Here is a 24114-nt window from a genome sequence, read left to right on the forward strand (position 1 = left end):
CCTCTTCACAGTGAAGCCAGTGTGGCACGCCTTTATCGCGCTGATAATCCACGCTATGCTGCAAAGGTTGTTGCGAAATTCGGGATAATCTATGCATCGTTCAGGTTTGATTGAGCTGGAAGTGGTGATGGCGGTGATGCGCCGGGGCAGTTTTCGCGCCGCCGCACAGGAGCTGGGAATGTCGCCGACGGCGGTGAGTAACGCCATTGCCGGGCTGGAGAGCCGCCTGGCGATTCGCTTGTTTCACCGCACCACCCGCAGCGTGGCGCTGACCGAAGCCGGGCAGCGGTTTGTTGCGCGTATTGGCCCGGCACTGCGCGAAATCCAGCACGCGCATGAAGAGATCCACAGCGTGGCGGATGAACCTTCCGGCACGTTGCGCCTGAATGTCCCGCAAGCCGTCGGGCAACTGTTCTTGGATGATCTGCTGGTGCGTTTTCTGGCGCGTTACCCGCAGATGCGCATGGAAGTCGCCTCTGAAGCGAAGATGATCGACATTGTGGCTGACGGTTACGATGCCGGGATCCGCCTGGCGGAGTCTATCCCACAGGATATGATTGCCGTGCCGCTCACGCCGGATATCCGTATGCGCGTGGTGGCAACACCTGAGTGGTTTGCCGCGCACGGCACGCCGCAAACGCCGGACGATTTACGCCAGCACCAGGGCATTTGCATGCGCATGTCCAGTGGCGGGAATTACCGCTGGGAGTTGTCGCACCACGGCGAGCGCATGACGGTTGCCGTTCCGGCGCGGCTGTCGACCACCGATCTGTTTACTTCGATTGCCGCCGTGCGCGCGGGCCTGGGCGTGGGCTTTCTGCCGGGGTTTTACATTGAAGAAGAGTTGCGTAACGGAACGCTGGTTAGCGTGCTGGATGAGTGGACACAGCCCTTTAAAGGGCTGTGTTTGTACTATCCCGGACACCGCCACATCCCTGTGGGGTTACAGGCATTTATTGCCTTTATCCGGGAGGCGCGTTAATTACTCAAGGTGTGCGCGATCGAGCCCGTAGGCTTTATCCAGCGCGCCCGGCAACGTTTGCGACAGCACCATCAGGCGGTTCCAGCTGTTGATAATGGCAATGGAAAACGCCAGTTCGGAAAGCTCCACTTCACTGAAATGCTCCCGCGCTTCGCGGTACAGCTCATCAGGCACGCCATGCGCGTCGAGTTTGGTCAGCGCTTCACACAGCGCCAGCGCGGCTTTCTCTTTAGCGGTAAACAGTGGCGATTCACGCCAGATAGCGACGTGGTAGATGCGCAGTTCACGCTCACCGTGCAGTTTCGCCTGCTTCACATGCATATCCAGGCAGAATGCGCAGCCATTAAGCTGCGAGGCGCGGATATCAACCAGGTTTTTAATGCCAATATCCAGACTGCTGGCGTGCGACGCCTGGCTGGCATCGCCGAGGGTTTTGATTAATGCCGGAACAGTCTGGAACAGATTTACGCGATTGCTCATCGTCTTTAGCCTCGTTTATGGATTCAACAGCGGCTATAGTACGCCTTTATGCCATAGTAAAAAGATGCAAAAACCGTAAATAGAGGTAGGACATGAAGCCGGGTTATAAAGCCATTTACGAGCAGTATCGACACAGCATTGCCAGCGGGTTGCTGAAACCGGGTGATAAGGTGCCTTCGGTGCGCGTACTGGCCAGCGAATTGGGTGTCGCGCGCAAAACCGTGGAAACAGCGTGGGCGATTCTGATCGGTGAAGGCTACCTGGTAAGCCAGGGCGCGCGCGGTACGCGGGTCAATCCGGATTTGGTGCTGAGCGAACCGCCCACGTCGCCCATTGCGCCGCAGGCAGCAGACGCGCCACCAGGCATTGCGGATGTGCTGCGCGATCGCCCCGGTTTTTTGCGCCCCGGCATTCCGTCGCTGGATGCCTTCCCCTACAAAAAGTGGCTGCTGTTGTGCGGCAAAGCGGTGCGTTCGATGTCGCCGATGGAAATGACCAACCCGCCGCTACTGGGTTACACGCCGCTGCGCGAAGCGATTGCCCATTATGTGAATGTGTCGCGCGGCTTATCCTGCACGGCGGACCAGATTTTCATTACCAGCGGGTATAGCAACAACCTGCGGCTGATCCTCAATGCGCTTACCACCGCACGCGATAAAGTGCTGTTTGAAGATCCCGGTTACTATTTTGGCAGCCAGGCGCTGAAACGCGCTGCCAATAATCTGCACTTTGTCCCGGTGGACAGCCAGGGCCTGAATGTCGACTATCTGCAGCAATATCACCGTGATGCGCAGCTGATTTTTGTGACACCGTCACATCATAGCCCGCTGGCGGTGACCCTTTCGCTGCCGCGCAAGCAACAGCTACTGGCCTGGGCCAGCCAGCATAACAGCTGGATCATCGAAGATGATTACGACGGTGAGTTTCACTACACCCGCAAAGTGCTGCCGGCGTTGAAAAGCCTTGATAGTGATGATCGGGTTATCTATATGGGCACTTTCAGCAAGACGGTGATGCCTGCGCTGCGCATTAGTTACATTGTGATGCCGCGCGCGACGCTTGCCGCGTTCCGTGAAACGGCGGAACTTACCGAAAGCGGCCAGCCGGTGCTGACGCAAAAAATCCTCGCGGCGTTTCTAGGCGAAGGCCATTTCTATAAGCATTTAAAAAAGATGCGCACGCTCTATTCGCAACGCAGAAAATATGTGCTGGACGCGCTGGAGCATATTTACCCTGGGCTGTTTACCGTGGAAGTGAGCGATGGCGGGATGCATATCACGGCGTTTTTACGCACCAGCACGCAGGATATCGCGCTGGCGAACCTCTGGCAGCAGCATCAGTTGCAGGTGAGTCCGCTCTCTCGCTGGTATAACTCGTCCGCCAAACGCTACGGCGTGATTATCGGTTATACCAATGTGCGCTCAGCGGAAGAAGCGCTGGCGCTATTGCAGCGCCCGGCTGAGGAAACGCGGGCGCTGCTGGCGGCCAAAGAGGTTATGGCAAGCTACTGACGAAGGAGAGATCCCACGCCGTGGCGATAAGCGAGAAGCTGACCAGCAGGGTCAACGCTAATGAGATAGTTCTGTCGGACTTTTCCATCGCACGTCCCTCTCTGTTGTGGGTTTCGCTATCAGACTGAAAAAATCGTAAGGATTAATAACTCTCCAGAGCAAAGTTTAGGTTAATTGATAATTTTTGCCTGGTGTCATTTTGTGCGGAAGCTCATCAGCATCCACCATTTGCAGTAAATCAATCTCGATGGCGTTGCTGATAGCGTCCAGCGGCAGGTCGTTATCCTCTTCGCCAAACGGGTCTTCCAGCTCTTCGGCCAGCGTATCCAGCGAGATAAAGGTGTAGGAAATCAGCACCGAGATAAACGGGGTCATAAAGTGCAAATCCACCACCAGCGCGAACGGCAGCATGATGCAAAACAGGTACACGGTGCGATGCAGGATCAGCGAATAGGCAAACGGGAGCGGCGTAGTAAAAATGCGCTCACAACCAGAAAGCACGGCGGACATATCATGCAGTCGCTGGTTGATGCTGCTGAATAATACATCCGACAGCGCCCCCTTCGCCCGGCGTTCACCTAACCATTCGCCCATTAACAGCAAAATGCGGTTGGCCGGAGAATGGGCATTCAACACGTGATGCAGCGCGTTTTGGTCCAGGTATTTCGCCAGCACCTCCCCCTGCGGCTTGCGGCGCAACGTCATGCGCAGCGAGTGCGCGAAGGCGATTTGCAACTGGATAAAGTGCCGTAATCCCTCATCTTCTGGCAGCGTGGTTTTCACTTCACGCAACAGAGAGCGCGAGGCGATCATCAACTGTCCCCACAACACCCTTGCTTCGCTGTAGCGGGCAAAACAGGCATTGTTACGAAAACCTAAAAAGATAGCGATAGCGACACCGAGAATGCTGAACGGTGCGACGGTTAGCTTGATACCGAGCGAGGTGTACCACGGGAGCACGCCGATCACAGCGATGGAGAGCAGGAAATTCATCAGCAAACGCGACGTGATTTTTGGCAGTACGGAACCGTGCCAGACGAAAAGACGAGGAAGCCAGTGTTGTTGAGGTCGAACGATCATCTTGAATTGTGTGCCTAAGGGAGAGCGGCAGTATTAAACGTGATCGCAATCACGGTTGCAAGTTTGATAATAAATTGTGACAAAAAATCGCCCTGTTCGACGACTGGTGGCGCAGAAGTTGCTGAAACCTGTTATACAACTATTTAAAAGTATGTTGTAACTAATGAAGGATAAGCACCGTTTTCCCGCGTTGTTACTCTTCTTGTCGCTCAACGAGCTCCTCACCAGCCATTCGGTAAATTCGGTAAAAAAGAAAAACCCGGCCGGAGCCGGGTTGGATATTCACTTAATATTGTGCGATTAGCACAGCGGTTTAACCGCATCGCGCATGCCACGCAGCAGAATAGCGTCCAGATCCAGCGAAACCTGCTCCACCAGACCCGCAACTTTACTCAGATCCTGTTCCCAGTGATCGCTTACGGAGAGCACCGCTTTTACCAGTTCGCTGGTACTGATCTGGCGATCGCCGTGCTGGCTCCACAGCTGCTGGTAGCGTTCGATCCAGTGCGCGTCATCCTGCACCGGGTACGCCTGCCCGTTACGCTCACCGCGATAAAACGCAATCAATGCCGCCAGCGCGAAGGTCAGGCGCGCAGGCAGTTTGCCGTGGGCTTTTTGCCCTGCCAACAATTGCGGCAGAATACGGGTGCGGAATTTGGTCATGCCGTTCAGGGCAATCGACAGCAACTGGTGCTTGATGTACGGGTTACGGAAACGCCCGGTCACCGCACTGGCGAAGGATTCCAGCTCATCGCGCGGCAGATCCAGCACCGGAATAATCTCTTCGTAAATCGCTTTTTCCACAAACGCGCAGATTTCACTGTCGTTCATCGCCTCGCCCACGGTATCCAGGCCCGCCTGATACGCCACCGGCACCAGCGCAGTATGCGCGCCGTTGAGGATCGCCACTTTACGCTCTTTGTACGGTTTAATGTCGTCAACAATCAGCACGTTAAGCGGGAATTTATCCAGACGCAGCTCAGACGCCAGCGATTTCGGCCCCTGAATGACAAACAGATAGAAATGCTCAGCGGTATCAAGGAACGAATCCTGGTAGCCCAGTTCCGCTTCCAGTTTCGCCACTTCATCACGCGGGTAACCAGTAACGATCCGGTCAACCAGCGAGGAACAGAAAGTGTTGGCGTTATCCAGCCACTGGGTAAATTCGGCACCCAGCGACCACTCCTGCGCATAACGCAGCACCAGCTCACGCAGCGCGTCGCCGTTGTAGTCAATCAGTTCACACGGAATAATCACCCAGCCTTTATCCGCCGCGCCAGCGAAGTGCGTGAAACGTTCGAACAGCAGGCGCGTCAGTTTTGCCGGGTAGCTAACGGCCGGAGCATCGTCAAATTTATCGCCCGCGTGGTAGCTGATGCCCGCTTCAGTGGTGTTTGAAAAAACAAAGCGGATATCCGGATTATGAGCAAGTTTCAGGAACTCGTCGTACTGGGAATAGACGCTGATTTCACGGTTCACCGAGCGGATCAAGCGCGCGTCGCTCACCGCTTCACCCTGCTCGTTCAGACCGCGAATAATCGTGGTATACAGGCCATCCTGAGTGCTCAGGGACGGCGGGAAATCACTTTGAATCGGGCGAACAACGACCACACCGGCGTTCAGGTCGGTGTGCTCATTCAGCAGATCGATTTGCCAGTCGACAAAAGCGCGCAAAAAATTCCCTTCGCCGAACTGAATAATACGTTCAGGGTATTCAGCGCCGGGAAAGTTGCGACGGTTTAATGTGTTCACAGTGGGTTCCTTTTTTGATTAGTCATACAACCTGGGAAGATTGGTGTAATAACTTACCAGACTTTTAGACCATGAAACCCTGTTTTGATCAAAATGGGATCGCTTATTGGCGGGAATTATAAGAGCTTGTAAAAAATTGTCGTCGCCGTCACATTTCCGTCCGGCATCAGCGCAAAGCGCGGGATCTCACCCACCCGCTGCCAGCCGCATTGCAGATAAAAATGTTCCGCTCCGCTGCCGGTGGAGGTATCCAGTACCAGTACGGTTTTACCGTGCGCCAGCGCCTCACTTTCCAGCGCATCCATCAGACGGCGCGCCAGCCCCTGACGGCGGGCTTTTTCATGCACCAGTAACTTTGACACATCGGCACGATGCGGCTGATTTTCAGGTTGCTCCAGCACCATCTGCACCGTGCCAACAATCTCACCAGCCTCATCTTGCGCTACCAGCACAATGCGTTCCCCGCGCGCGGCACTTGCGGCGACACCAGACCAGAATTGCAGGGATTTCTCACGAGAAAGCGGATGCATAAAACTGACGGAAGCGCCGCCGGAAACGCAGTTTTCCAGCACGTCACAAAGGGAATGAAGATGTGATGCGAGCGCGTCGCCCGCAAGGGAATGGATATGATAAGTGGTCATTTTTGTTCCTTAAAAACAACCACTATCAGCCTTACAACTTTTTAACACAAGCCCGGCAAACATAGGTTTTTATGATGATTTAGCGGCCGCGATGATTGCGCTCTTTCATGGCATACATCTGTTGATCCGCCGCCTTCATCCACGGCTTCAGTTCACCACAACCATCATGATCAAACTCGCTGATCCCCCAGGAAAACGCCAGCTTCCACGGCTTACCAGAACCCTTATTCCAGGCTTCAACCTGCTCGACCAGATGCTGCATCGCAATCCATGCGCCCTGCTCATCGGTATCGGAAAAGAGGATCGCGAATTCATCGCCGCCATAGCGCACCCGCAGATCCGCTTCGCGCAGGCTGGCAGTCATCACCGTGGCCATCGCTTTCAGCGCTTCGTCACCCTCAGCGTGTCCCCAGGTGTCGTTGATCTCTTTGAAATTGTCGAGATCGATCCACGCCAGCGTTAACGGTTCCGCGCGACGACGCGCGCCCACAATGGCGAACTTCGCCAGGCTTTCAAACCCGCGGCGATTAAATAAACCGGTCAGTTCGTCCGTGGTGGCTGCGCTCATCACCGCGAACTCATCTTCAACGATCATGGCGAAATCTTTCAGATAGTCCTGCTCAGCGTCCGTGAACTGCCGCGCGCTGCTATCCACCAGGCAAAATGCGCCCACCACCGCGCCGTCCGGCAAACGTAATGGATACCCGGCATAGAAACGGATATTCATCTCCCCGGTCACCAGCGGATTGTCGGCAAAACGATCATCGCCGTAGGTATCCGGAATAATCAACGGTTCGGTATGCAAGATGGTATGACCACAAAAGGTGATCTTACGCGGCAGCGGTTCACGCACGGTACCCGACGTGGATTTGAAGAAAAGCATCTCTTCATCAACCAGCGTGATCAACGCCGCACGGACATCGAACATACGCTTAGCCAGCCGGGTAAGCCGGTCAAGACGCTCGGTTACGCCGGTTTCCAGAAGCCCGGAGTCGCGCAGCGACGCCAGTCGTTGTTCCTCATCTGCGGGAATAGCAGGTATTTTCATAAGGGGCCGTTTCCATTCTCAGGCTGTTAATGCGCAACACGATAAAAAGTGACGTTAATTTCACGGCATACAGCATAAAGCGTAGCTTATTCAGCACGTTTGTCAGTGTGAGTAGATCTGGTTTTTTCCCAGTCGTTTAGCCTGATAAAGCGCGTCGTCTGCGGCTTTTAACCAGTCGGTAACACTGCGCATTTCCGGTAGCGCGCTGGCAATACCGATGCTCAACGTACATTTGAACGCATGCTCCTGCATCACTGTCATTACCGCAGCCGCATCCATGATCCGGGTTGCCACCGCGTACGCCTCCTCTGCTGGCGTATCGGGCAATAAAATCACAAACTCATCGCCACCGAGGCGCGCGGGCGTGTCCGTTGTGCGGGTGGTGATATGCAAAATTTTCGACACGGTGACCAATAATGCATCGCCAATTTTATGACCAAAGCGGTCATTCACCTCTTTAAAGTTATCAATATCGATAAACATCAACGAGGAGTGGCGCGGCGTCACGTGCAGTTTTTCCAGCTCATACTGAATCCGTTTTTCCAGCAGGCGGCGATTGGCGATATCAAGCAACGGATCCATCATCGCGATACGCTCAAGCTCGCGGCTTTTTATTCGCAACCTGACGGCAATGCTGTCGGTGAGTGCGCTGAGCGCCAGGATATAAATGCCAATGAGCGGCAACGTGGCGAACATCGTTCGCTGTGTCACCTGCAACTCCAGGGGTAAACCGAGCGCCAGCAAGGTAAGTAAGAACGCCGCAAGCAGGGCCAGTGCCGCTTTACGCATCAACCCAAACCCGCCCGCCGATAAGCGATCAGAGAGCAAAATGGTGGCAATCACCACCGACGGCAGCGGGTTGACCGCCATTAACGCAATCCAGAACCCGCCTGCGCCAGCGTCAAGGACCAGATTTTGATGTTCAATTTGCAGCGGCATCAGCGCGTTGCGCGCGCGCAAAAACGCGAGGGTAGGCCATATAAAGGCATTAGCGCACAGCAACACTACGCTCCACACGGGGCGATGCAGTTCAAGAAGGACGGAAAGAATGGGGAAAAAGCAGAGTAGCGTTCCCAGAATACGCATCAGATACATCCGCCTGGCAAAACGCCTGCCTGGGATCCGCTCGTGTTTATTCAAATTATCCGATCCGCTCATAACGCGATGATTCCGCTACGTATACGCAATAATAGTATTGACGATAAAAATTAGTAGCAAGCAATTTAATAAGTTATCGATATTAATTGCCGCTATCATCATCACCAGCTGCGACACGCGCGGGGAATTATCCGCCGATGGCACTACCCGCTATTTCCGGCATGTTATGTTCAGCATCTGTTGTGCAGTTACGCCCGCGTTTTTTCGAGCGGTAGAGATTTTCATCCGCCACCGCCAGGAGCGCGTTGAACATTGCCGTTAATTGCCCGGCATCGGCTTTACCATGGCTGATACCAATACTGACGGTTAAATGCAGCGTTTGCTGCTGCCATTTGAACGGGTACAACGCCACCGTTTCGCGTAGCGTTTCCGCCAGGTGTTTACCGTCGCTGGCATCTTGTGTTATCGCCACGACAGCGAACTCTTCCCCACCCATGCGGGCGAGCACACCGCGCGTATCCAGCGCCCGCTGCACTTTTCGCGCAAAGGCGGTCAGCACCCGATCGCCACATTCGTGACCATAGTTGTCATTGACACTTTTGAAGTAATCAATATCCAGCAACATCACGGTGATGTGTTTGTCGGTAAAGCGTTTTGCGTCGCGGTTTAACGCCTCATACAAACCCGAGCGCGAGTAAACGCGGGTCAGGAAATCGAAATCGGCGCGCAGGGAAACCTGGCGCATCAGGCGGTTTATCGCCTCAACGCTGACCGAGACAATGACCGGGCAAATGGCCATGGTGGCAATCCCCAGGCGCGCGGAGAACATATGCGGGATCTGCAGCGGTGAACTGACGAAAATATTGATATGCCCGCTGGCGACAAGGATTATCTCCAGGCCGCCGGTCAGTAGCGTCACCAGGCATGTCAGCGGCAGTGAGTAACGCACCGCACACCAGATCAGCGCCGGAAGCGGAAACGCCAGGCTGCCTGCACCGCCAATCGCGACCGACGCGACAATCGATACGCCGACGGCGAGCACCGGCATAAAATCGCGCATCTCGACGTTCAGCGGTTTACGCGGCCAGCTCATGGTCAGCATACAAGGCAGGATCAGCACACCCGTTGAGAACTGCTCGCCAAACCAGTCGGCCAGCAGCAGGCCAAACCCCTGACCATTGATCCCCACGGAACCCAGCGCGCCAAAAAACGCGCACAGCAGCGCGGCAAGCAGACAGTAGCCAAAGAGTTTCAGCGCGTTAACCGGCTCCGGCGCTTTGGTCATCTGGTTACGTTCAAGCCCGATAAGCTGCGCCATGGTGATGATAAACACCATATTCGAGAAGTTGATAATCAGCGACGCCATGCCCCAGGTGGTGGTGATGGCGTCATACGCCAGCATGGCAACATAGCTAATCAGGTAGTAATGCCAGCGCTGCAAGCAAGCATAACGCGCGAAAACAGCGGCCATCACCGCATTGAGCGGCCAGAAGAGGGAAAGCTCTTCCACCAGGCGCATCATCGCACCCAGCAGATAAAACAGCGTTGTCAGGACAAACACCATGACCGCATTGGTGTACGGCGTCTCTTCCCGAAAAGGGCGGAAAGGGGATGAAAAAAATGCGCGCATCAACTCTCAATCCATATCACGAACATGACTATCGACCCGCAGCACCAGCGGCGCAGGCTTACCCGACGCTTTTCAGCGCGGCGCATTCATCTGTATGACCAGCCACTGGTAAATCACCGCAACAATGTATTGTTGTTGCGATTCCGTTAGCGCCTGACCATGCGGGATGTGGTGCCACTTTTCCAGGCATCCACGGCAGCAGGTAGCCGTGGCATGCTGAGCGATAAACACCGGGTGGCCGCGCATTGGCGTCTGTTTGCCATCATTTTGTGGTTGCGCTGGCGCAAGGCGTTTTGCGACAAAATCCGCCGCATGGGAAGCAATCACCTCCGCACCTTTATCCAGACAGTACTGGCGCTCTTTCACCCCAAGGCGAAAACGCGAACGAAATGTTGACTGTCCCAGCCGGGCAAACAACGGCGCGAAATCATTCATCAATAGACCGATCTCCCCAGTTTTCGCGTTAACGCTTCCAGCACTGCAACACCAGCCAGTGAGTTGCCCGCTTCATCCAGCTCCGGGCTCCAGACCGCAATCGCCATCTCATGCGGCACAATCGCCACAATGCCACCGCCGACGCCGGATTTCGCCGGTAACCCGACGCGCCAGGCAAACTCTCCGGCGTTCTGGTACATGCCACTGGTCGCCATCAGGGCGTTAATCTGGCGCGCCTGCATCGGCGTCACCACCGGCGTGGCCTGCTGCACGCTGTGTCCGCCATCGGCGAGAAATAAAAAGGTGCGCGACAATTCGGCACAGCTCATTTTGAGTGCGCAATAGTGGAAGTAGTTCTGTAATACGGTGGCGACATCGTTGTGAAAATTACCGAAGGACTTCATCAGCCAGGCGATGGCCATATTGCGGGCGGAGTGCTCGAATTCAGAACGCGCGACCAGGCTGTCGTAAGCGATATCCGGCGCGGCGCAGAGTTTACGCACAATTTCCAGCATGCGCTGGCGCGGTGCGCTAAGGCGGCTTTGCAGCATATCGCACACCACCAGCGCCCCGGCGTTAATAAAGGGATTACGCGGCTTGCCCTGCTCAATTTCAAGTTGTAACAGCGAGTTAAACGGCTGACCGGAGGGATCTTTGCCCACCCGCTGCCAGATCTCTTCTTCTGCGTAGTGGTTCATCGCCACCACCAGACTCAGTACTTTTGAAATTGACTGAATGGAGAAACGCTCGTCGGCATCGCCCGCCTGGAAGTGTTCACCCTGCACGGTGCTGATGGCGATACCCAACTTGTTGCCGCTCACCGACGCCAGCGCCGGAATATAATCCGCAACCTTGCCACGCCCCAACAGCGGGCGTACTTCAGCGAGCACCGCTTCCAGTACGTCGTTATCCATCACCGTTGCCACTCTGACTCCTTGCCCACAGGCCAAAAATGGCCTGCGAGTATAACAGAGGCGAATGTGTTGCGTCAGGCAGGAAGTCGAAAACGCGCAACCGCTTGCATCAATTGATGAGAATCGTTGTGCAATTTTTCCGACGCTTCGGTGGCCGTTGAGACCAGTTCCCCGGTGCGACGGGCAACATTGTTAAGCGAGTGCAGGCGGCGCGTCATTTTGTGAATGCTGTCGCCCTGGCTGAGCGTGGCGGCAGAAATTTCACTCAGGACACCGCTTAAATGCCCGACCAACCCGGTGACCTGTTGCAGGTTATCCTCAAGGCGACTTACCGCCTGGGTACCGTCGTTGATGCCCTGCAAGGAGTGGTTGATCAGTTGCTGAATGGTTTGCGTGGAGTGGCTGCTCTTGCGCGCCAGCAGCCCCACTTCTTTCGCCACCACCGCGAAGCCGCGACCATGATTGCCCGCATGCGCCGCTTCAATCGCCGCATTCAGCGCCAGAATATTGGTCTGGAAAGCAACGCCATCAATCATCGCCACAATGTTGCGCATCTCCGCTGAACGCTCGACGATCTCGCGCATCGATTGATTCACCGTATCCATCATTCGATCGCCACCAGCGGCCACTTCCCGCGCCTCATCGGCCTGTTTGCGCGCCTGCTCGGCAAAACCGGTGTTGCCTTCAACATGGGACTCCAGCGCGGCGATATGCTCGGTCACATCCGTCAATTCCTGCGCCTGTTTCGCCGACTGCTGATACAGCGACTGGTTGTCCTCAGCGAGGCGGCGAATGGTATCGACCATCGACGAGGTGGCGTCGCTGACTTGCATTACTAGTTGCTGCAACCCCTGCTGCATGGTGCCGATGCTGAGGCCGAGCTGGTCAACTTCCCGGTTAAAGCGTTTCACCGGCGGAAGCGGCGTACCCAGATCGCCCGCCGCCAGAATATTGATATGTGCTATCAGGCTGCGCAGCGGCGTGATCACCCAGCGCGACATGGCAAACCAGACCAGCACCGCAATCACCACCAGCAGCGCAGGCACCAGCACAAACACATGCTGCAATTGCGCAAGGTTCGCCATCAACGCCTGGCGCCCCAGTTCGGCACGCGCTTCGCTGGCCTGCTGGAAACGGGCATAGTTGTCATTGAAATCCGCCTGGAACGCCTGCGCGGGTACGGCGAAGAAGGCGTCAATCGACTGGGTTTTCATCAGCCCGTCGGCCTGCTCTTTTAGCGCCCCGTAAAAGAGTTGATAGCTGTTGATCAGCGCCTCATCTTCAGGCGGGTTGAGCGCCAGCCACGCTCGCCAGGCTTTTTGCGAGGTCTCCAGCGCTTTATGGGTTTCATCCATCAGGCTGTGCCAGCTCCCTTCTGAACCGGTCTCTTTATCCTGCATAAAGTAGACGCCCGCCCGGTTGAGCAGATCGCTTGCCGTCAGGAGCGCAATGCGCGCTTCATCGACCTTGACCTGTTGCAGGTGCGCTTGCTGATTGCGTTGTTCATTATGCTGTGCGTTACGTAACGACGCGGAAAGGAGAAACGAGGAGGCGATTTGCAGGGCCGAAAACAAGCCAATAATACAGAAAATCCCGGCGAGCAAACCAAACTGTCGTGGGAGAACACGCCGCAAAATACGGCGGAAAATTTGCTTTAAGTTCATGATATTCTTCTATAACCACAAAGTTGCCGTGAGTCTACAAAAGGATCATGACAGGTCCATGACAGCCAGCCGTGACGCGCCCCGCCGGGGCGCGTTTAGCTTACAGACGATCTTTCCACACCGTCTGGATATTGCAAAATTCATGCAGACCGAAGTGTGAAAGCTCGCGGCCAAAACCACTCTTTTTCACGCCACCAAAGGCCACGCGGGCATCGCTGGCGCTGTAACCGTTGATAAACACGCCACCGCACTCAAGCTGTTCGGCAAAATGTTGCGCCTGCGCAGGATCGGCGGTAAAGACGGTAGCCGACAAACCGAAATCACTGTTGTTCGCCATCGCCAGCGCATGCTGTGTATCACGTGCAGTCGCGATAGCCGCGACCGGGCCAAACAGCTCCTGGCGAAACGCGGTCATCTCTGGTGTCACACCACTCAGTACGGTGGCCGGGTAGTAATTCCCCTCGCCCGTGAGTTTCTCACCGCCAAGCAGCAACGTTGCCCCCTCGTTGATGCTGGCTTCGACCTGCGCATGCAGTTCGTCACGCAGATCAAAGCGCGCCATCGGCCCGAGATAATTCTCTTCTTCGTCCGGCGCGCCCTGTTTTAACGCGGCGGCGGCAGCCACAAATTTCTCGGTAAAAGCCTCGGCAATGCCCGCTTCAACGATAAAGCGTTTCGCGGCGGCGCAGACTTGTCCGGTATTCTGGTAACGCCCTGCGACTGCAGCTTTCACCGCCAGATCAAGATCCGCATCGTTGAGCACAATAAAGGGATCGGAACCACCCAGCTCAAGGACGCATTTTTTCAGCGCCGCCCCGGCCTGTGCGCCGATTGCCGCCCCCGCGCGAACACTGCCGGTGACGGTAATGGCGGCGATGCGCGGATCGTTAATCGCCTGGCTCACGCCGTCATTGGTGGCGTTCACCCAACCAAAAACGCCTTGCGGGACGCCAGCGTCAGCGAAGATCTCGCCCATTAACGCCGCGCAACCGAGCACGTTTGGCGCATGTTTTAGCAGATAACTATTGCCCGCCAGCAGGATCGGCACCGCACCGCGCAGCACCTGCCAGAGCGGGAAGTTCCATGGCATCACCGCCAGAATCGGCCCCAGCGGGCGGTACTCAATGGTGGCACGCTGCTGCTCAACCTGTGTCGGTTCGCTTGCCAGCATCGCCGGACCATGATCCGCGTACCAGTCACACAGCGCGGCAGATTTATTCACTTCCGCGCGCGCCTGCAAAATCGGTTTGCCCATCTCCTGGCAAATCATCTGCGCCATCGCTTCCCCGCGTTTGCGCAGTGCATCGCCAAGGCGACGTAACGTTTGTGCGCGTTCGTTGACGGCCAACAGCCTCCACTGGCGGTAACCGCTGGCGGCCAGTTCAATTGCCGTATCAACCTCTTCACGGCTGGCCCACGGGGTTGCGCGCAGGGTTTCACCGGTGGCCGGGTTGATGGAAAGCGCGTGCGTCGTTGAGGAAACAGGCATAAATACTCCGCTAAATGTGTTCAGGACTTGCGCAAGGATGGCGCAATTTGCTATTTCTTAAAACTGAATAATATTAACCACTCTGTTCACAAAGAGAGAATGGCATGGACTTAACCCAGCTTGAGATGTTTAACGCCGTGGCGCAGACCGGCAGCATTACCCAGGCGGCGCAAAAAGTGCACCGCGTGCCGTCAAACCTGACGACGCGCATTCGCCAGCTGGAGTCCGATCTCGGCGTGGATCTGTTTATCCGCGAAAACCAGCGCCTGCGCCTCTCTCCCGCCGGACACAGTTTTTTGCGCTACAGCCAGCAAATCCTCGCCCTGGTCGATGAAGCGCGCATGGTGGTCGCCGGTGACGAACCGCAAGGGCTGTTCTCGCTCGGCGCGCTGGAAAGTACCGCCGCGGTGCGTATTCCGGCGACGCTGGCACAGTACAACCAGCGCTATCCGCGTATTCAGTTCGATCTCGCCACCGGCCCTTCCGGCACCATGATCGATGGCGTGCTGGAGGGGCGGCTAAGCGCGGCGTTTGTTGACGGCCCGATTATGCACCCCGGTCTGGAAGGCATTCCGGTTTACCGCGAAGAGATGATGATCGTCGCGCCTGTCGGTCATGAGGTGATTACCCATGCGGCGCAGGTGAATGGCGCCAGCATTTACGCGTTCCGTGCCAATTGTTCCTACCGCCGCCATTTTGAAAGCTGGTTTCACGCCGATCGCGCCACACCCGGTAAAATTCACGAGATGGAGTCTTATCACGGCATGCTGGCCTGCGTGATTGCCGGGGCGGGTCTGGCGCTGATGCCACGCAGCATGCTGGAAAGCATGCCCGGTCATCACCAGGTGCAAGCCTGGCCGCTGGCGGAGAACTGGCGCTGGCTCACCACCTGGCTGGTATGGCGGCGCGGCGCGAAAACCCGCCATCTGGAGGCGTTTATTGCTCTGCTGAATACCGATCCACAACCAGCGCCTTGTGCATAAAAATACTCAGCGGATCGGCGCTGTACGGTGCGAAAGCCTCACAAATTTGATACCCGCAGCGCTGATACAGTTTCACCGCGGCATGCTGTTCAATGCCGGTTTCCAGCCGCAAGGTATGACACGATTTCCGGGCGGCCGCCTGCTCCAGCGCCGCCAGCAATTTTTCCCCCAGCCGCTGGCCGCGATGGCGGGGATCGATAAACACCCGCTTCATCTCGCCGCTGCCGTCGCGATTGAGCACCACCGCGCCGCAACCGACGGCCTCATCGTGATGCACAATTTTGCGCAAAATCAGCGTTTCGGCGGGTAATGCCGCGAGATCAAGCAGATGGTTACTCTCTGCCGGGTAAAGTGCGCTCTGGTAGGCGTCCAGGGCGGCAATTAACGCAATCAGATCCGGTTGCGTAGCCGTGGCATCAACAATGCGGTACATAGCGGGCTCCTTGTTATTAGCCTGTTAAAAATAAACAAGAATTTGCTACCTATGTCATATGAATAACCTATAGCTACGCCTGCTGAGATTGCGCTCCTGAGAACAGAGGTTGTACCTTACGCAACATACGATGCAGAAAATGGAATATTCATGAACACCAAAGCCCGGAAAGTGATGATTATCGGCACAGGCAATGTCGGCGCATCTGCTGCTTATGCCCTGCTGAACCAGAACATTTGTGAAGAGTTAATTCTGGTGGATTTAGACCAGCAACGGGTGGAAGGCCACGCCCAGGATCTGGCGGATGCCGCCGCGTATATGCCCGGTATGATGGTCATTTCCACCCGCCCGGTAGAAGATTGCGCAGATGTGGATATTGCGGTGATCACCGTTTCCGGCGGCGCGTTAAAACCGGGACAAACACGTCTGGATGAGCTGACCAACACCGCGCGTATCGTTAAAAACATTGTGCCGTCCATGATGGCAAACGGTTTTAACGGCATTTTCCTGGTGGCGACCAACCCGTGTGACATCATCACCTGGCAGGTGTGGAAACTTTCCGGACTTCCGCGCAATCAGGTGATTGGCACTGGCGTCTGGCTGGATACCACCCGCTTGCGTCGCGCGCTGGCACAGACGCTGGATATTGGCGCGCAGAGTATCGATGCGTTTATCCTTGGCGAGCATGGCGACACCCAGTTTCCGGTGTGGTCGCACTCGTCCGTGTACGGTTCGCCGATTGCTGATGTTTACCGGCGCAAAACCGGTCAGCGGCTGGATGTCGACGCGCTGGCGGACAAAGTGCGCCGCCACGGTTTTGAGATTTACGCCCGTAAAGGTTGTACGGAGTACGGCATTGCCGGCACCATCGCCGAGATCTGCCGCAATATCTTTACCGGTAGCCACCGCGCGCTGGCGATCTCCTGCATTCTTGACGGGGAATATGGCGTCAGCGATGTGGCGATTGGCGTACCGGCCGTGCTGGCGCAAAACGGTGTACAACAGATTATTGAACTGCAACTGGAAGGTGACGAAGTGGCGAAATTCAACCACTCCGCAGACGTTATCAAAGCGAATATTGCCCGCTTGCCCTGACTGACACCGTTAACCGGCAAAGGTTAACCGGCCAGGTAATGTTGTAAGCTGCTGGCGGATCCCGGGGCTACGCTGCGTATCGGTAATGATATCGGTCAGCGAATCGGGATCCGCCACGTTAAATAGCGACCGCGCCCCCTATTTCCCGCTGTTCGCCAGCACCACCCGGCGTCTGGCGTTCACGATCAAATCGTGTTTCAGCGCCGCTTTCTCCTCGGTCGGCGCGGTGATGCCGCGCTGTAAATCCCAACCGTTACAGCTGACAAATGCCAGATCCGGCCAGATATTTTCCAGCAGTTTACGCCCTGCAGGACTGGCGGGGATCATCAATGCGCTCGCCGATTGGCCGTTTAATTACGCCACAGGAAGTGGCGGCGCGGGTGAATTTTGTCTTCTCGCCGGAGGCCGCCGCTATCACCGGGCAGGGGCTGGTGATACGCGGCGGTGCGTCGCTGAAGTGATGTCTGCGCTATGCAGGAAGAAACCCACCCGGCGTTACAGGCCTGGCGGCTTTTAACGTAAGAACACTTTGCCCAGCAAATAGAGCGTTGCCTGGCCGCCAATCAGAACGCGATCGCCGCGCCATTCACAGCGTAAATCCCCGCCGCGCGCGGAAACCTGCCGCGCCTGCAGGCTGTTTTTACCCAGTTTTTCGCCCCAGTACGGAATCAACATGCTGTGCGCCGAACCGGTCACCGGATCTTCCGCCACCGCTTCGCCAGGGCAGAAGAAGCGGCTGACAAAATCGACATTCTCGCCGGGCGCGGTTACGCAGACCATCTTGCCAAGCGGTTTCATTGCCGCGATATCCGGCGTTAAGGCTTCTACCTGCGCCTGGTTTTCCAGCACCACCAGATAATCCCGCGCCACGCGCACTTCTTTCGCGCGTTCAATACCCAGCGTTTTCATCAGCAGCGCCGGAACCTGGCTTACCGTTTCCGTCGCCCAGGCCGGGAAATCCAGCGTCAGCCAGTCGCCGTTGCGACTCACTCTGAGATCACCCACAAAGCGGGTGGTGAAGAGGATTTCGGTATCCGGGTAATCGAGATATTCAAAGATCACATGCGCGGCGGCGAGCGTCGCGTGGCCGCAGAGATTGATCTCAGCTTGCGTGGTGAACCAGCGCAGCTCAAAACCGCTGTCGTTACGCACGAAGAAGGCGGTTTCGGACTGGTTATGCTGCTGTGCCATGCGAAGCAAGACATCATCCGCTAACCATTCGGTCAAGGGGCAGACGGCGGCGGCATTACCGCCAAACGTGCGGTCGCTGAAGGCGTCGACCATATAGAAATCGATGGTTTGCATAGCATTTCCTCTTTTTTGTCTTACGTTTTTGAGCGCTATTCGGAAACGTTGCAACTGGTATTTTTCACACGAATAGAAAATGAGATCTACATCACAAAATGTTTGTATTTTCGCCAGCAAAGGCAGTAAGATCGTGACCTCTTCTTTTCGCCAACCAACCCCAAAATACCCTTATGACTACGAATACCGTTTCACGAAAAGTCGCGTGGCTGCGGGTAGTGACACTTGCTGTCGCCGCCTTTATTTTCAATACCACCGAATTCGTGCCTGTGGGTTTGCTGTCGGATATCGCGCAGAGCTTCGACATGGAAACCGCGCAGGTGGGGATCATGCTGACCATTTATGCCTGGGTTGTGGCGCTAATGTCACTGCCCTTTATGTTGCTGACCAGCCAGATTGAGCGCCGTAAGTTATTGATTGCGCTCTTTGTGCTGTTTATCGCCAGCCATGTGTTGTCGTTTCTCGCCTGGAGTTTTGAGGTGCTGGTCATCAGCCGCATCGGCATTGCCTTCGCCCACGCGATTTTCTGGTCGATTACCGCCTCGCTGGCTATTCGCCTGGCACCTGCCGGGAAACGTGCGCAGGCATTGAGTCTGATCGCCACCGGCACCGCACTGGCGATGGTGCTCGGGCTGCCGATCGGTCGTATTGTCGGACAATATTTCGGCTGGCGTACCACCTTTTTCACCATCGGTATGGGCGCGCTGGTCACGCTGGTGTGCCTGGTGAAATTGCTGCCGGCGCTGCCGAGCGAACATTCAGGTTCGCTGAAAAGCCTGCCGGTGCTGTTCCGTCGCCCGGCGCTGATGTGCATCTATTTGCTCACCGTGGTAGTGGTTACCGCGCATTACACGGCTTACAGCTACATTGAGCCGTTCGTGCAAAATGTGGCGGGCTTTAGCGCCAATTTCGCCACCCTGCTGCTGTTAGTGCTTGGCGGGGCCGGGATTATCGGCAGTGTGCTGTTTGGCAAGCTGGGGAATCAGCACGCCTCTGGCCTGGTGTGCAGCGCAATTGGTCTGCTGGTGATTTCGCTGGTGATGATGCTGCCCGCTTCCGGAAGCGAAATGCATCTGACGGTGCTGAGCGTGGTATGGGGCATCGCGATTATGATTATCGGCCTGGGCATGCAGGTCAAAGTGCTGGCGCTGGCCCCGGATGCTACCGATGTGGCGATGTCGCTGTTTTCCGGCATTTTTAACATTGGTATCGGCGCGGGTGCGCTGGTCGGCAACCAGATAAGCCTGCACTGGTCAATGAACGTCATCGGTTACGCCGGAGCGATCCCGGCGATTGCCGCACTGGTGTGGGCGGTGGTGATTTTCCGCCGCTGGCCGGTGAAACTGGAAGAGCAAACTCACGCCAGCCACGTTTAAACGTGGTTATTGCGCGTCAGAGATAACCTCATCCATCACCGTGGTTTGCCAGTCAAACCACGGATTCCACGTCAGGCGAGCATGAATTTTGTTCGCCTCGACCAGCCCCCAGTCTGAATACCACACCTCTTCCCCGGCCAGACAGCGTTTTGCCGCCTCTTCAGATTGCCCATTCGCACAAAGCAACACGCTGCCTTTGCGTCCGTACAGCGGATTACGGGGCGAAAAGAGCACCGACATATGGGAAAACTGGCTGATGCGATCCTGCGGCAGATAATCCGTTTTCACCCGTAAGCGGGGCATTTTTGCCGCTTCCGGCGGTGGAGTGCCGTACCAAATCACGCGGCTGGCCGGGTGGGTGAAGCGGCAATCGAATTGATCAAGGATCCAGCGCGTGTTGAGCACCGAATCGTGCGAGGTTAATACCAGTAGCGCCGGTTTGGTCCACGGTTTACGCGCCAGCAGCCGCTGCGCACTGGCGCTGGTGCGCCAGAACTGGGCGAAACCGTTGGTCGGTACACGTAAGTAACGAGTGGCGATTTGCTGCGGGAAAACGGCGCTCGGCGGGCGCAACCAGTCGCGAAACAGTGCTACCGTCGGGGCGAGAAAATCGTAACCGGTGCTGGATTTGAACGCCGGAGAAAACAGCAACAGCCCTTGCACGTTGTCATGCGCCATCGCATATTCCAGCGCCAGATTCCCGCCAGTCGAAAAACCGCCGAGCCACAGGGAATCAACGTCTTTAGCCAGAATATCAGCCTGCTCGCGCACCACTTGCCGCCACTGAGAAACATCGACATCCAGCAGATCCGCTGGCCGCGTGCCGTGACCGGGTAACAAAACGGTGCGCACCAGAAAGCCCTGATTTGCCAGTTCGGGGGCAATATCCACAAACGATCCTGGCCCGTCGCCCAGGCCGTGGATCAGCAAAATGCCTTTGCGCGCGTGCTGCGCCGGGCGCCACTCCTGCGGCGTGTTGAGCCGCAACTCGCTCGCTTTATCCAGCGTCTGAAACGCCCGGTGCGCGGCAACAAAATCACGCGTTTGCTGTTGATATTCAGCAAAGCTTTTTTGTGCCAGCGGCGGTTGTTCGCCGGGGCGTTGCTGACAGCCGGTTAGCGCCACCATCACTACGACCAGGCAGGAGAAAAATTTGCGCATCAGGCTCCGGCATGAAAAGTGGTGATAATTTCCAGCACGCCATTGATGATAAATTGCACGCCCATACAGACCAGCAGAAAGCCCATCAGCCGCGAAATGGCTTCTATACCGCCCTTGCCCACCAGCCGCATGATTGCCCCGGAGCTGCGCAGGCTTACCCATAATATCAGCGCTACAATGGCGAAAATCAGCGTTGGTGCAACGGTGATGACCCACTCGGGAAACTCGGCCCCGTGGCGAATGGTCGAGGCGGAACTGATGATCATGGCGATGGTGCCTGGCCCGGCGGTACTCGGCATGGCCAGCGGCACAAAGGCGATATTGGCGCCGGGCTCCTCTTCCAGCTCTTCTGACTTGGTTTTCACTTCTGGCGCCTGATGCGGTTTTTGCGCCGGGAACAGCATGCGAAAACCAATAAAAGCCACGATCAACCCACCGGCAATGCGCAACCCAGGAATGGAGATACCGAAGGTGTTCATCACCACCTGACCGGCATAGTACGCCACCATCATAATAATGAAGACGTAGATCGAGGCCATCCGCGCCTGCTGGTTACGCTGGGCGCTATTCATATTCCCCGCCAGCCCTAAAAACAGCGCCACGGTGGTTAGCGGGTTTGCCAGCGGTAGCAACACCACCAGCCCAAGGCCAATGGCTTTAAAAAGTTCCAGCATCTGATGGTCACTCCTTGCAAGGTCAAAACCCCGCCAGTATAGCCATAACGCGGCGGCAATGGCATGCCCGCCCGCAGCCCGCGTCCTGATTAAATGATTACTTTCAGTGCGTTACGAATGGATTTTTTTCCTGACATGAAACGTTTTAGCAAATAGTGGCATCGTGGATTCATTCGGTTGACTTATATTTGCCTGAGCAATAATATCTGCCGTGACTAATCTACTTGCCGGGGCAACCATTGTGAAAAGCACGAATGATCTATTTAACGACATCATTCCTTTAGGCCGCTTGATCCACATGGTTAACCAGAAAAAAGATCGTTTACTCAACGACTACCTGTCGCCGCTGGATATCACTGCCACCCAGTTTAAGGTGCTCTGCTCTATCCGCTGCGAAGTGTGTATCACCCCGGTAGAACTGAAAAAAGTGCTTTCAGTCGATCTCGGCGCCCTGACCCGCATGCTGGACAGACTGGTGTGCAAAGGCTGGATCGAACGTAACCCGAATCCGAATGACAAGCGCGGCGTGCTGGTGCGGTTAACCGCCGAAGGCGCGGCGCTGTGTGAGCAATGTCATCAATTAGTAGGGCATAACCTGCACCAGGAATTAACCAAAAACTTAACGACAGAAGAAGTGGCAACCCTTGAGTATTTACTCAAGAAAATTTTGCCGTAAAAAAACAAAGAGGTATGACGATGTCCAGACGCAATACTGACGCTATCACTATTCATAGCATTTTGGACTGGATCGAGGACAACCTGGAATCGCCGCTGTCGCTGGAAAAAGTGTCAGAGCGTTCTGGTTACTCCAAGTGGCACCTGCAACGGATGTTTAAAAAAGAGACTGGTCATTCGCTGGGCCAGTACATTCGCAGCCGCAAGCTGACGGAAATTGCGCAAAAGCTCAAGGGAAGTAATGAGCCGATCCTGTATCTGGCAGAGCGTTACGGGTTTGAATCGCAACAAACCTTAACGCGCACGTTTAAGAACTATTTCGACGTGCCGCCGCATAAATTCCGCGTGACGGATATTCCGGCAGAGTCCCGGTATCTGTTCCCGCTGAATCACGCTTGTTAATTTAATCGCCTGCAGTAAAAAGACGTATCGAGGAAAGTATGAAACGTATCGCCTGTGCCGCTGTCACCCTGATGGTGCTGTTATCCGGCCAGAGTTATGCGGAGCAAGTTAATCATCCCGCACAGCAGAACAACCGTGACGTGATGATTTTACCCACCGCCCAGCAAACATCGCCTTTTGATTTTAACCATATGGGCGTGGGTAGCGACAAATCCGACGCGTTAGGTGTGCCGTATTACCATCAGCGCAGCTAAACGTCTTGCCCCGCATCCTGCGGGGCTTTTTTATGCTTATGCCCGCGCCAGGCGGCGCAGACGAAAACCAAACACATTGATATACAGCCCCGCCATCACCAGCACGGCTCCGACCAGTTGTAACGCGGAGAGCGTCTCACCCAGCAGTAACGCGGCACTCGCCATGCCGACCACCGGCACCAACAGCGACAGCGGCGCCACACGCCAGGTTTCGTAACGACCCAGCAGCGTGCCCCAGATGCCATATCCCAGAATGGTGGCGATAAACGCCAGATAGACCAGCGACAGCAGCGTGGTTAAATCAATACTGACTACGCTTTGCAGCATCAGCGCCGGGCCATCGAAAACCAGCGAGGCGACCATAAACGGCACAATCGGGATCAGCGCGCTCCATACCACCAGCGACATGATCGCCGGGCGCGAGCTGTGCTGCATGATTTTTTTATTGAAGATATTGCCGCAGGCCCAGCTAAACGCGCCCGCCAGCGTCAACAGGAACCCCAGCAGCGGAACATGCTGGCCGTTCAGGCTGGACTCGATCAGCACCAGCACGCCCAGCACCGCAAGCGTGATGCCAACCAGTTGTTTTATCTGTAAACGTTCGCCAAACACGCCGGCGCCGAGAATAATGGTGAAAAACGCCTGCGCCTGTAACACCAGCGACGCCAGCCCTGCGGGCATGCCAAACTTGATTGCGCAAAACAGAAAAGCGAACTGCCCGAAACTGATCGTCAGGCCGTAACCCAACAACAAACGCAGCGGCACTTTGGGGCGAGCAACGAACAGAATGGCCGGAAAAGCCACCAGCACAAAGCGTAACCCGGCCAGCATCAATGGCGGCATATTGTGCAGACCCACTTTAATCACCACAAAATTCAGCCCCCACGCTACAACTACCAGCATCGCCAGCAGGACATCTTTACGCGTCATTCTTCGCCCTTTCTTTTTTAAACTTTTGTAAAAAATTTACGTTAACGCAAAAAATTGTACAGCGACAGATCATTAATTCAGGTAGGTCAGTTTGGGCATTTC

General features: G+C 55.8%; 25 protein-coding genes and 1 pseudogene. 9 read left to right on the forward strand and 17 right to left on the reverse strand.

What is annotated here, in order from left to right; translation table 11 throughout:
• The first annotated feature begins 91 nt into the window (after nucleotides 1-91).
• A complete protein-coding gene (locus BN2591_RS03810) occupies nucleotides 92-982 on the forward strand; it encodes a LysR family transcriptional regulator (RefSeq protein WP_086869162.1) in 891 nt (296 codons plus the stop codon).
• Here BN2591_RS03810 and BN2591_RS03815 read toward each other — a convergent pair whose 3' ends face one another.
• On the reverse strand, nucleotides 983-1462 hold the full coding sequence (locus BN2591_RS03815) for a carboxymuconolactone decarboxylase family protein (RefSeq protein ID WP_017456727.1): 480 nt from the start codon (nucleotides 1460-1462) through the stop codon (nucleotides 983-985). It abuts the gene before it with no gap.
• A gap of 92 nt (nucleotides 1463-1554) precedes the next feature.
• Between BN2591_RS03815 and pdxR the strand changes: the two genes are divergently transcribed.
• On the forward strand, nucleotides 1555-2973 hold the full coding sequence (gene pdxR / locus BN2591_RS03820) for a MocR-like pyridoxine biosynthesis transcription factor PdxR (protein ID WP_086869164.1): 1419 nt from the start codon (nucleotides 1555-1557) through the stop codon (nucleotides 2971-2973).
• Nucleotides 2974-3138: 165 nt separating this feature from the next.
• Here the strand turns inward: pdxR and BN2591_RS03825 are convergent, their stop codons facing one another.
• The 10 genes from BN2591_RS03825 to sad all read right to left on the reverse strand — a co-directional run bounded on the left by BN2591_RS03825 (nucleotide 3139) and on the right by sad (nucleotide 14724).
• Nucleotides 3139-4053 (reverse strand): bestrophin family protein, encoded by a 915-nt coding sequence (locus BN2591_RS03825; RefSeq protein WP_086869167.1) that lies wholly within the window; start codon nucleotides 4051-4053, stop codon nucleotides 3139-3141.
• Between the two features lie 300 nt (nucleotides 4054-4353).
• On the reverse strand, nucleotides 4354-5805 hold the full coding sequence (locus BN2591_RS03830) for a tagaturonate reductase (protein WP_086869170.1): 1452 nt from the start codon (nucleotides 5803-5805) through the stop codon (nucleotides 4354-4356).
• 116 nt (nucleotides 5806-5921) lie between these two features.
• Nucleotides 5922-6446: a GNAT family N-acetyltransferase gene (locus BN2591_RS03835; protein WP_086869172.1), complete on the reverse strand. Its 525-nt coding sequence runs from the start codon at nucleotides 6444-6446 to the stop codon at nucleotides 5922-5924.
• 79 nt (nucleotides 6447-6525) lie between these two features.
• Nucleotides 6526-7494, reverse strand: coding sequence for a sensor domain-containing diguanylate cyclase (locus BN2591_RS03840; protein ID WP_086869175.1), 969 nt, complete (start codon nucleotides 7492-7494; stop codon nucleotides 6526-6528).
• Nucleotides 7495-7596: 102 nt separating this feature from the next.
• On the reverse strand, nucleotides 7597-8589 hold the full coding sequence (locus BN2591_RS03845; RefSeq protein ID WP_086869177.1) for a sensor domain-containing diguanylate cyclase: 993 nt from the start codon (nucleotides 8587-8589) through the stop codon (nucleotides 7597-7599).
• Nucleotides 8590-8779: 190 nt separating this feature from the next.
• On the reverse strand, nucleotides 8780-10222 hold the full coding sequence (locus BN2591_RS03850) for a GGDEF domain-containing protein (RefSeq protein ID WP_086869179.1): 1443 nt from the start codon (nucleotides 10220-10222) through the stop codon (nucleotides 8780-8782).
• Nucleotides 10223-10294: 72 nt separating this feature from the next.
• Entirely contained in the window at nucleotides 10295-10657 is a 363-nt protein-coding gene (locus BN2591_RS03855; RefSeq protein ID WP_086869181.1) for a DUF4186 domain-containing protein, read from the reverse strand.
• Nucleotides 10657-11583, reverse strand: a complete 927-nt coding sequence (glsB, locus tag BN2591_RS03860) for a glutaminase B (RefSeq protein ID WP_086869183.1) — start codon at nucleotides 11581-11583, stop codon at nucleotides 10657-10659. Before glsB ends, BN2591_RS03855 begins: the two co-directional genes overlap by 1 nt.
• Before the next feature lie 62 nt (nucleotides 11584-11645).
• On the reverse strand, nucleotides 11646-13235 hold the full coding sequence (locus BN2591_RS03865) for a methyl-accepting chemotaxis protein (RefSeq protein WP_086869185.1): 1590 nt from the start codon (nucleotides 13233-13235) through the stop codon (nucleotides 11646-11648).
• 100 nt (nucleotides 13236-13335) lie between these two features.
• The gene (sad, locus tag BN2591_RS03870) at nucleotides 13336-14724 is read right to left on the reverse strand and encodes a succinate-semialdehyde dehydrogenase (RefSeq protein ID WP_086869187.1); all 1389 of its coding nucleotides are present in this window, start codon (nucleotides 14722-14724) and stop codon (nucleotides 13336-13338) included.
• A gap of 104 nt (nucleotides 14725-14828) precedes the next feature.
• On the opposite strand from sad, the gene ptrR reads away from it, so the two are divergent.
• Nucleotides 14829-15707 carry a putrescine utilization regulator PtrR gene (ptrR, locus tag BN2591_RS03875; protein ID WP_086869189.1) on the forward strand — a complete coding sequence of 293 codons (879 nt, stop codon included), beginning with the start codon at nucleotides 14829-14831 and terminating at the stop codon, nucleotides 15705-15707.
• Here the strand turns inward: ptrR and BN2591_RS03880 are convergent.
• A complete protein-coding gene (locus BN2591_RS03880) occupies nucleotides 15661-16140 on the reverse strand; it encodes a GNAT family N-acetyltransferase (protein ID WP_086869191.1) in 480 nt (159 codons plus the stop codon). The genes ptrR and BN2591_RS03880 overlap by 47 nt on opposite strands.
• A gap of 150 nt (nucleotides 16141-16290) precedes the next feature.
• On the opposite strand from BN2591_RS03880, the gene BN2591_RS03885 reads away from it, so the two are divergent.
• A complete protein-coding gene (locus BN2591_RS03885) occupies nucleotides 16291-17235 on the forward strand; it encodes an L-lactate dehydrogenase (protein ID WP_086869193.1) in 945 nt (314 codons plus the stop codon).
• Nucleotides 17236-17244: 9 nt separating this feature from the next.
• On the opposite strand, the pseudogene BN2591_RS03890 reads toward BN2591_RS03885, so the two are convergent.
• A pseudogene (locus BN2591_RS03890) lies at nucleotides 17245-17578 on the reverse strand (DeoR/GlpR family DNA-binding transcription regulator); the annotation flags it as partial.
• Between BN2591_RS03890 and BN2591_RS03895 the strand changes: the two are divergent.
• On the forward strand, nucleotides 17565-17696 hold the full coding sequence (locus tag BN2591_RS03895) for an SDR family oxidoreductase (protein WP_425268941.1): 132 nt from the start codon (nucleotides 17565-17567) through the stop codon (nucleotides 17694-17696). The pseudogene BN2591_RS03890 and the gene BN2591_RS03895 overlap by 14 nt on opposite strands.
• Before the next feature lie 52 nt (nucleotides 17697-17748).
• Here BN2591_RS03895 and BN2591_RS03900 read toward each other — a convergent pair whose 3' ends face one another.
• Nucleotides 17749-18540, reverse strand: coding sequence for a PhzF family phenazine biosynthesis protein (locus BN2591_RS03900; protein WP_086869195.1), 792 nt, complete (start codon nucleotides 18538-18540; stop codon nucleotides 17749-17751).
• Nucleotides 18541-18713: 173 nt separating this feature from the next.
• On the opposite strand from BN2591_RS03900, the gene BN2591_RS03905 reads away from it, so the two are divergent.
• Nucleotides 18714-19916 (forward strand): sugar transporter, encoded by a 1203-nt coding sequence (locus tag BN2591_RS03905; protein WP_086869197.1) that lies wholly within the window; start codon nucleotides 18714-18716, stop codon nucleotides 19914-19916.
• A 6-nt stretch (nucleotides 19917-19922) separates the two neighbouring features.
• On the opposite strand, the gene BN2591_RS03910 is transcribed toward BN2591_RS03905, so the two are convergent.
• Together BN2591_RS03910 and BN2591_RS03915 are read right to left on the reverse strand one after the other, a co-directional pair.
• Nucleotides 19923-21077 carry an alpha/beta hydrolase gene (locus BN2591_RS03910; protein ID WP_086869199.1) on the reverse strand — a complete coding sequence of 385 codons (1155 nt, stop codon included), beginning with the start codon at nucleotides 21075-21077 and terminating at the stop codon, nucleotides 19923-19925.
• Complete coding sequence (locus BN2591_RS03915) at nucleotides 21077-21751, reverse strand: MarC family NAAT transporter (protein ID WP_086869202.1); 675 nt, start codon at nucleotides 21749-21751, stop codon at nucleotides 21077-21079. The genes BN2591_RS03910 and BN2591_RS03915 overlap by 1 nt, the downstream gene beginning before the upstream one ends.
• 241 nt (nucleotides 21752-21992) lie before the next feature.
• On the opposite strand from BN2591_RS03915, the gene marR reads away from it, so the two are divergent.
• The 3 genes from marR to marB are packed head-to-tail and all read left to right on the forward strand — an operon-like array spanning nucleotide 21993 to nucleotide 23082.
• On the forward strand, nucleotides 21993-22427 hold the full coding sequence (marR, locus tag BN2591_RS03920) for a multiple antibiotic resistance transcriptional regulator MarR (protein WP_016496172.1): 435 nt from the start codon (nucleotides 21993-21995) through the stop codon (nucleotides 22425-22427).
• A gap of 20 nt (nucleotides 22428-22447) precedes the next feature.
• Nucleotides 22448-22828, forward strand: a complete 381-nt coding sequence (marA, locus tag BN2591_RS03925; RefSeq protein ID WP_016496173.1) for an MDR efflux pump AcrAB transcriptional activator MarA — start codon at nucleotides 22448-22450, stop codon at nucleotides 22826-22828.
• Between the two features lie 38 nt (nucleotides 22829-22866).
• Entirely contained in the window at nucleotides 22867-23082 is a 216-nt protein-coding gene (gene marB / locus BN2591_RS03930) for a multiple antibiotic resistance protein MarB (RefSeq protein ID WP_086869204.1), read from the forward strand.
• A 36-nt stretch (nucleotides 23083-23118) separates the two neighbouring features.
• On the opposite strand, the gene eamA is transcribed toward marB, so the two are convergent.
• Nucleotides 23119-24012: an O-acetylserine/cysteine exporter gene (eamA, locus tag BN2591_RS03935; protein ID WP_086869206.1), complete on the reverse strand. Its 894-nt coding sequence runs from the start codon at nucleotides 24010-24012 to the stop codon at nucleotides 23119-23121.
• Between the last annotated feature and the right edge of the window lie 102 nt (nucleotides 24013-24114).

It is taken from the genome of Kosakonia pseudosacchari (assembly GCF_900184035.1).
GTDB classification, from domain to species: domain Bacteria; phylum Pseudomonadota; class Gammaproteobacteria; order Enterobacterales; family Enterobacteriaceae; genus Kosakonia; species Kosakonia pseudosacchari.

Bases quoted from the DNA above. Each gene is read 5' to 3' on its own strand.
- BN2591_RS03835 (WP_086869172.1), bottom strand. From the start codon at position 6,446: ATGACCACTTATCATATCCATTCCCTTGCGGGCGACGCGCTCGCATCA.
- BN2591_RS03865 (WP_086869185.1), bottom strand. From the start codon at position 13,235: ATGAACTTAAAGCAAATTTTCCGCCGTATTTTGCGGCGTGTTCTCCCA.
- BN2591_RS03885 (WP_086869193.1), top strand. From the start codon at position 16,291: ATGAACACCAAAGCCCGGAAAGTGATGATTATCGGCACAGGCAATGTC.
- BN2591_RS03810 (WP_086869162.1), top strand. From the start codon at position 92: ATGCATCGTTCAGGTTTGATTGAGCTGGAAGTGGTGATGGCGGTGATG.
- BN2591_RS03825 (WP_086869167.1), bottom strand. From the start codon at position 4,053: ATGATCGTTCGACCTCAACAACACTGGCTTCCTCGTCTTTTCGTCTGG.
- eamA (WP_086869206.1), bottom strand. From the start codon at position 24,012: ATGACGCGTAAAGATGTCCTGCTGGCGATGCTGGTAGTTGTAGCGTGG.
- BN2591_RS03840 (WP_086869175.1), bottom strand. From the start codon at position 7,494: ATGAAAATACCTGCTATTCCCGCAGATGAGGAACAACGACTGGCGTCG.
- BN2591_RS03905 (WP_086869197.1), top strand. From the start codon at position 18,714: ATGACTACGAATACCGTTTCACGAAAAGTCGCGTGGCTGCGGGTAGTG.
- BN2591_RS03895 (WP_425268941.1), top strand. From the start codon at position 17,565: ATGCGCTCGCCGATTGGCCGTTTAATTACGCCACAGGAAGTGGCGGCG.
- BN2591_RS03855 (WP_086869181.1), bottom strand. From the start codon at position 10,657: ATGAATGATTTCGCGCCGTTGTTTGCCCGGCTGGGACAGTCAACATTT.
- BN2591_RS03845 (WP_086869177.1), bottom strand. From the start codon at position 8,589: ATGTATCTGATGCGTATTCTGGGAACGCTACTCTGCTTTTTCCCCATT.
- BN2591_RS03900 (WP_086869195.1), bottom strand. From the start codon at position 18,540: ATGCAAACCATCGATTTCTATATGGTCGACGCCTTCAGCGACCGCACG.
- BN2591_RS03815 (WP_017456727.1), bottom strand. From the start codon at position 1,462: ATGAGCAATCGCGTAAATCTGTTCCAGACTGTTCCGGCATTAATCAAA.
- marB (WP_086869204.1), top strand. From the start codon at position 22,867: ATGAAACGTATCGCCTGTGCCGCTGTCACCCTGATGGTGCTGTTATCC.
- BN2591_RS03915 (WP_086869202.1), bottom strand. From the start codon at position 21,751: ATGCTGGAACTTTTTAAAGCCATTGGCCTTGGGCTGGTGGTGTTGCTA.
- BN2591_RS03850 (WP_086869179.1), bottom strand. From the start codon at position 10,222: ATGCGCGCATTTTTTTCATCCCCTTTCCGCCCTTTTCGGGAAGAGACG.
- marA (WP_016496173.1), top strand. From the start codon at position 22,448: ATGTCCAGACGCAATACTGACGCTATCACTATTCATAGCATTTTGGAC.
- pdxR (WP_086869164.1), top strand. From the start codon at position 1,555: ATGAAGCCGGGTTATAAAGCCATTTACGAGCAGTATCGACACAGCATT.
- ptrR (WP_086869189.1), top strand. From the start codon at position 14,829: ATGGACTTAACCCAGCTTGAGATGTTTAACGCCGTGGCGCAGACCGGC.
- sad (WP_086869187.1), bottom strand. From the start codon at position 14,724: ATGCCTGTTTCCTCAACGACGCACGCGCTTTCCATCAACCCGGCCACC.
- BN2591_RS03880 (WP_086869191.1), bottom strand. From the start codon at position 16,140: ATGTACCGCATTGTTGATGCCACGGCTACGCAACCGGATCTGATTGCG.
- BN2591_RS03910 (WP_086869199.1), bottom strand. From the start codon at position 21,077: ATGCGCAAATTTTTCTCCTGCCTGGTCGTAGTGATGGTGGCGCTAACC.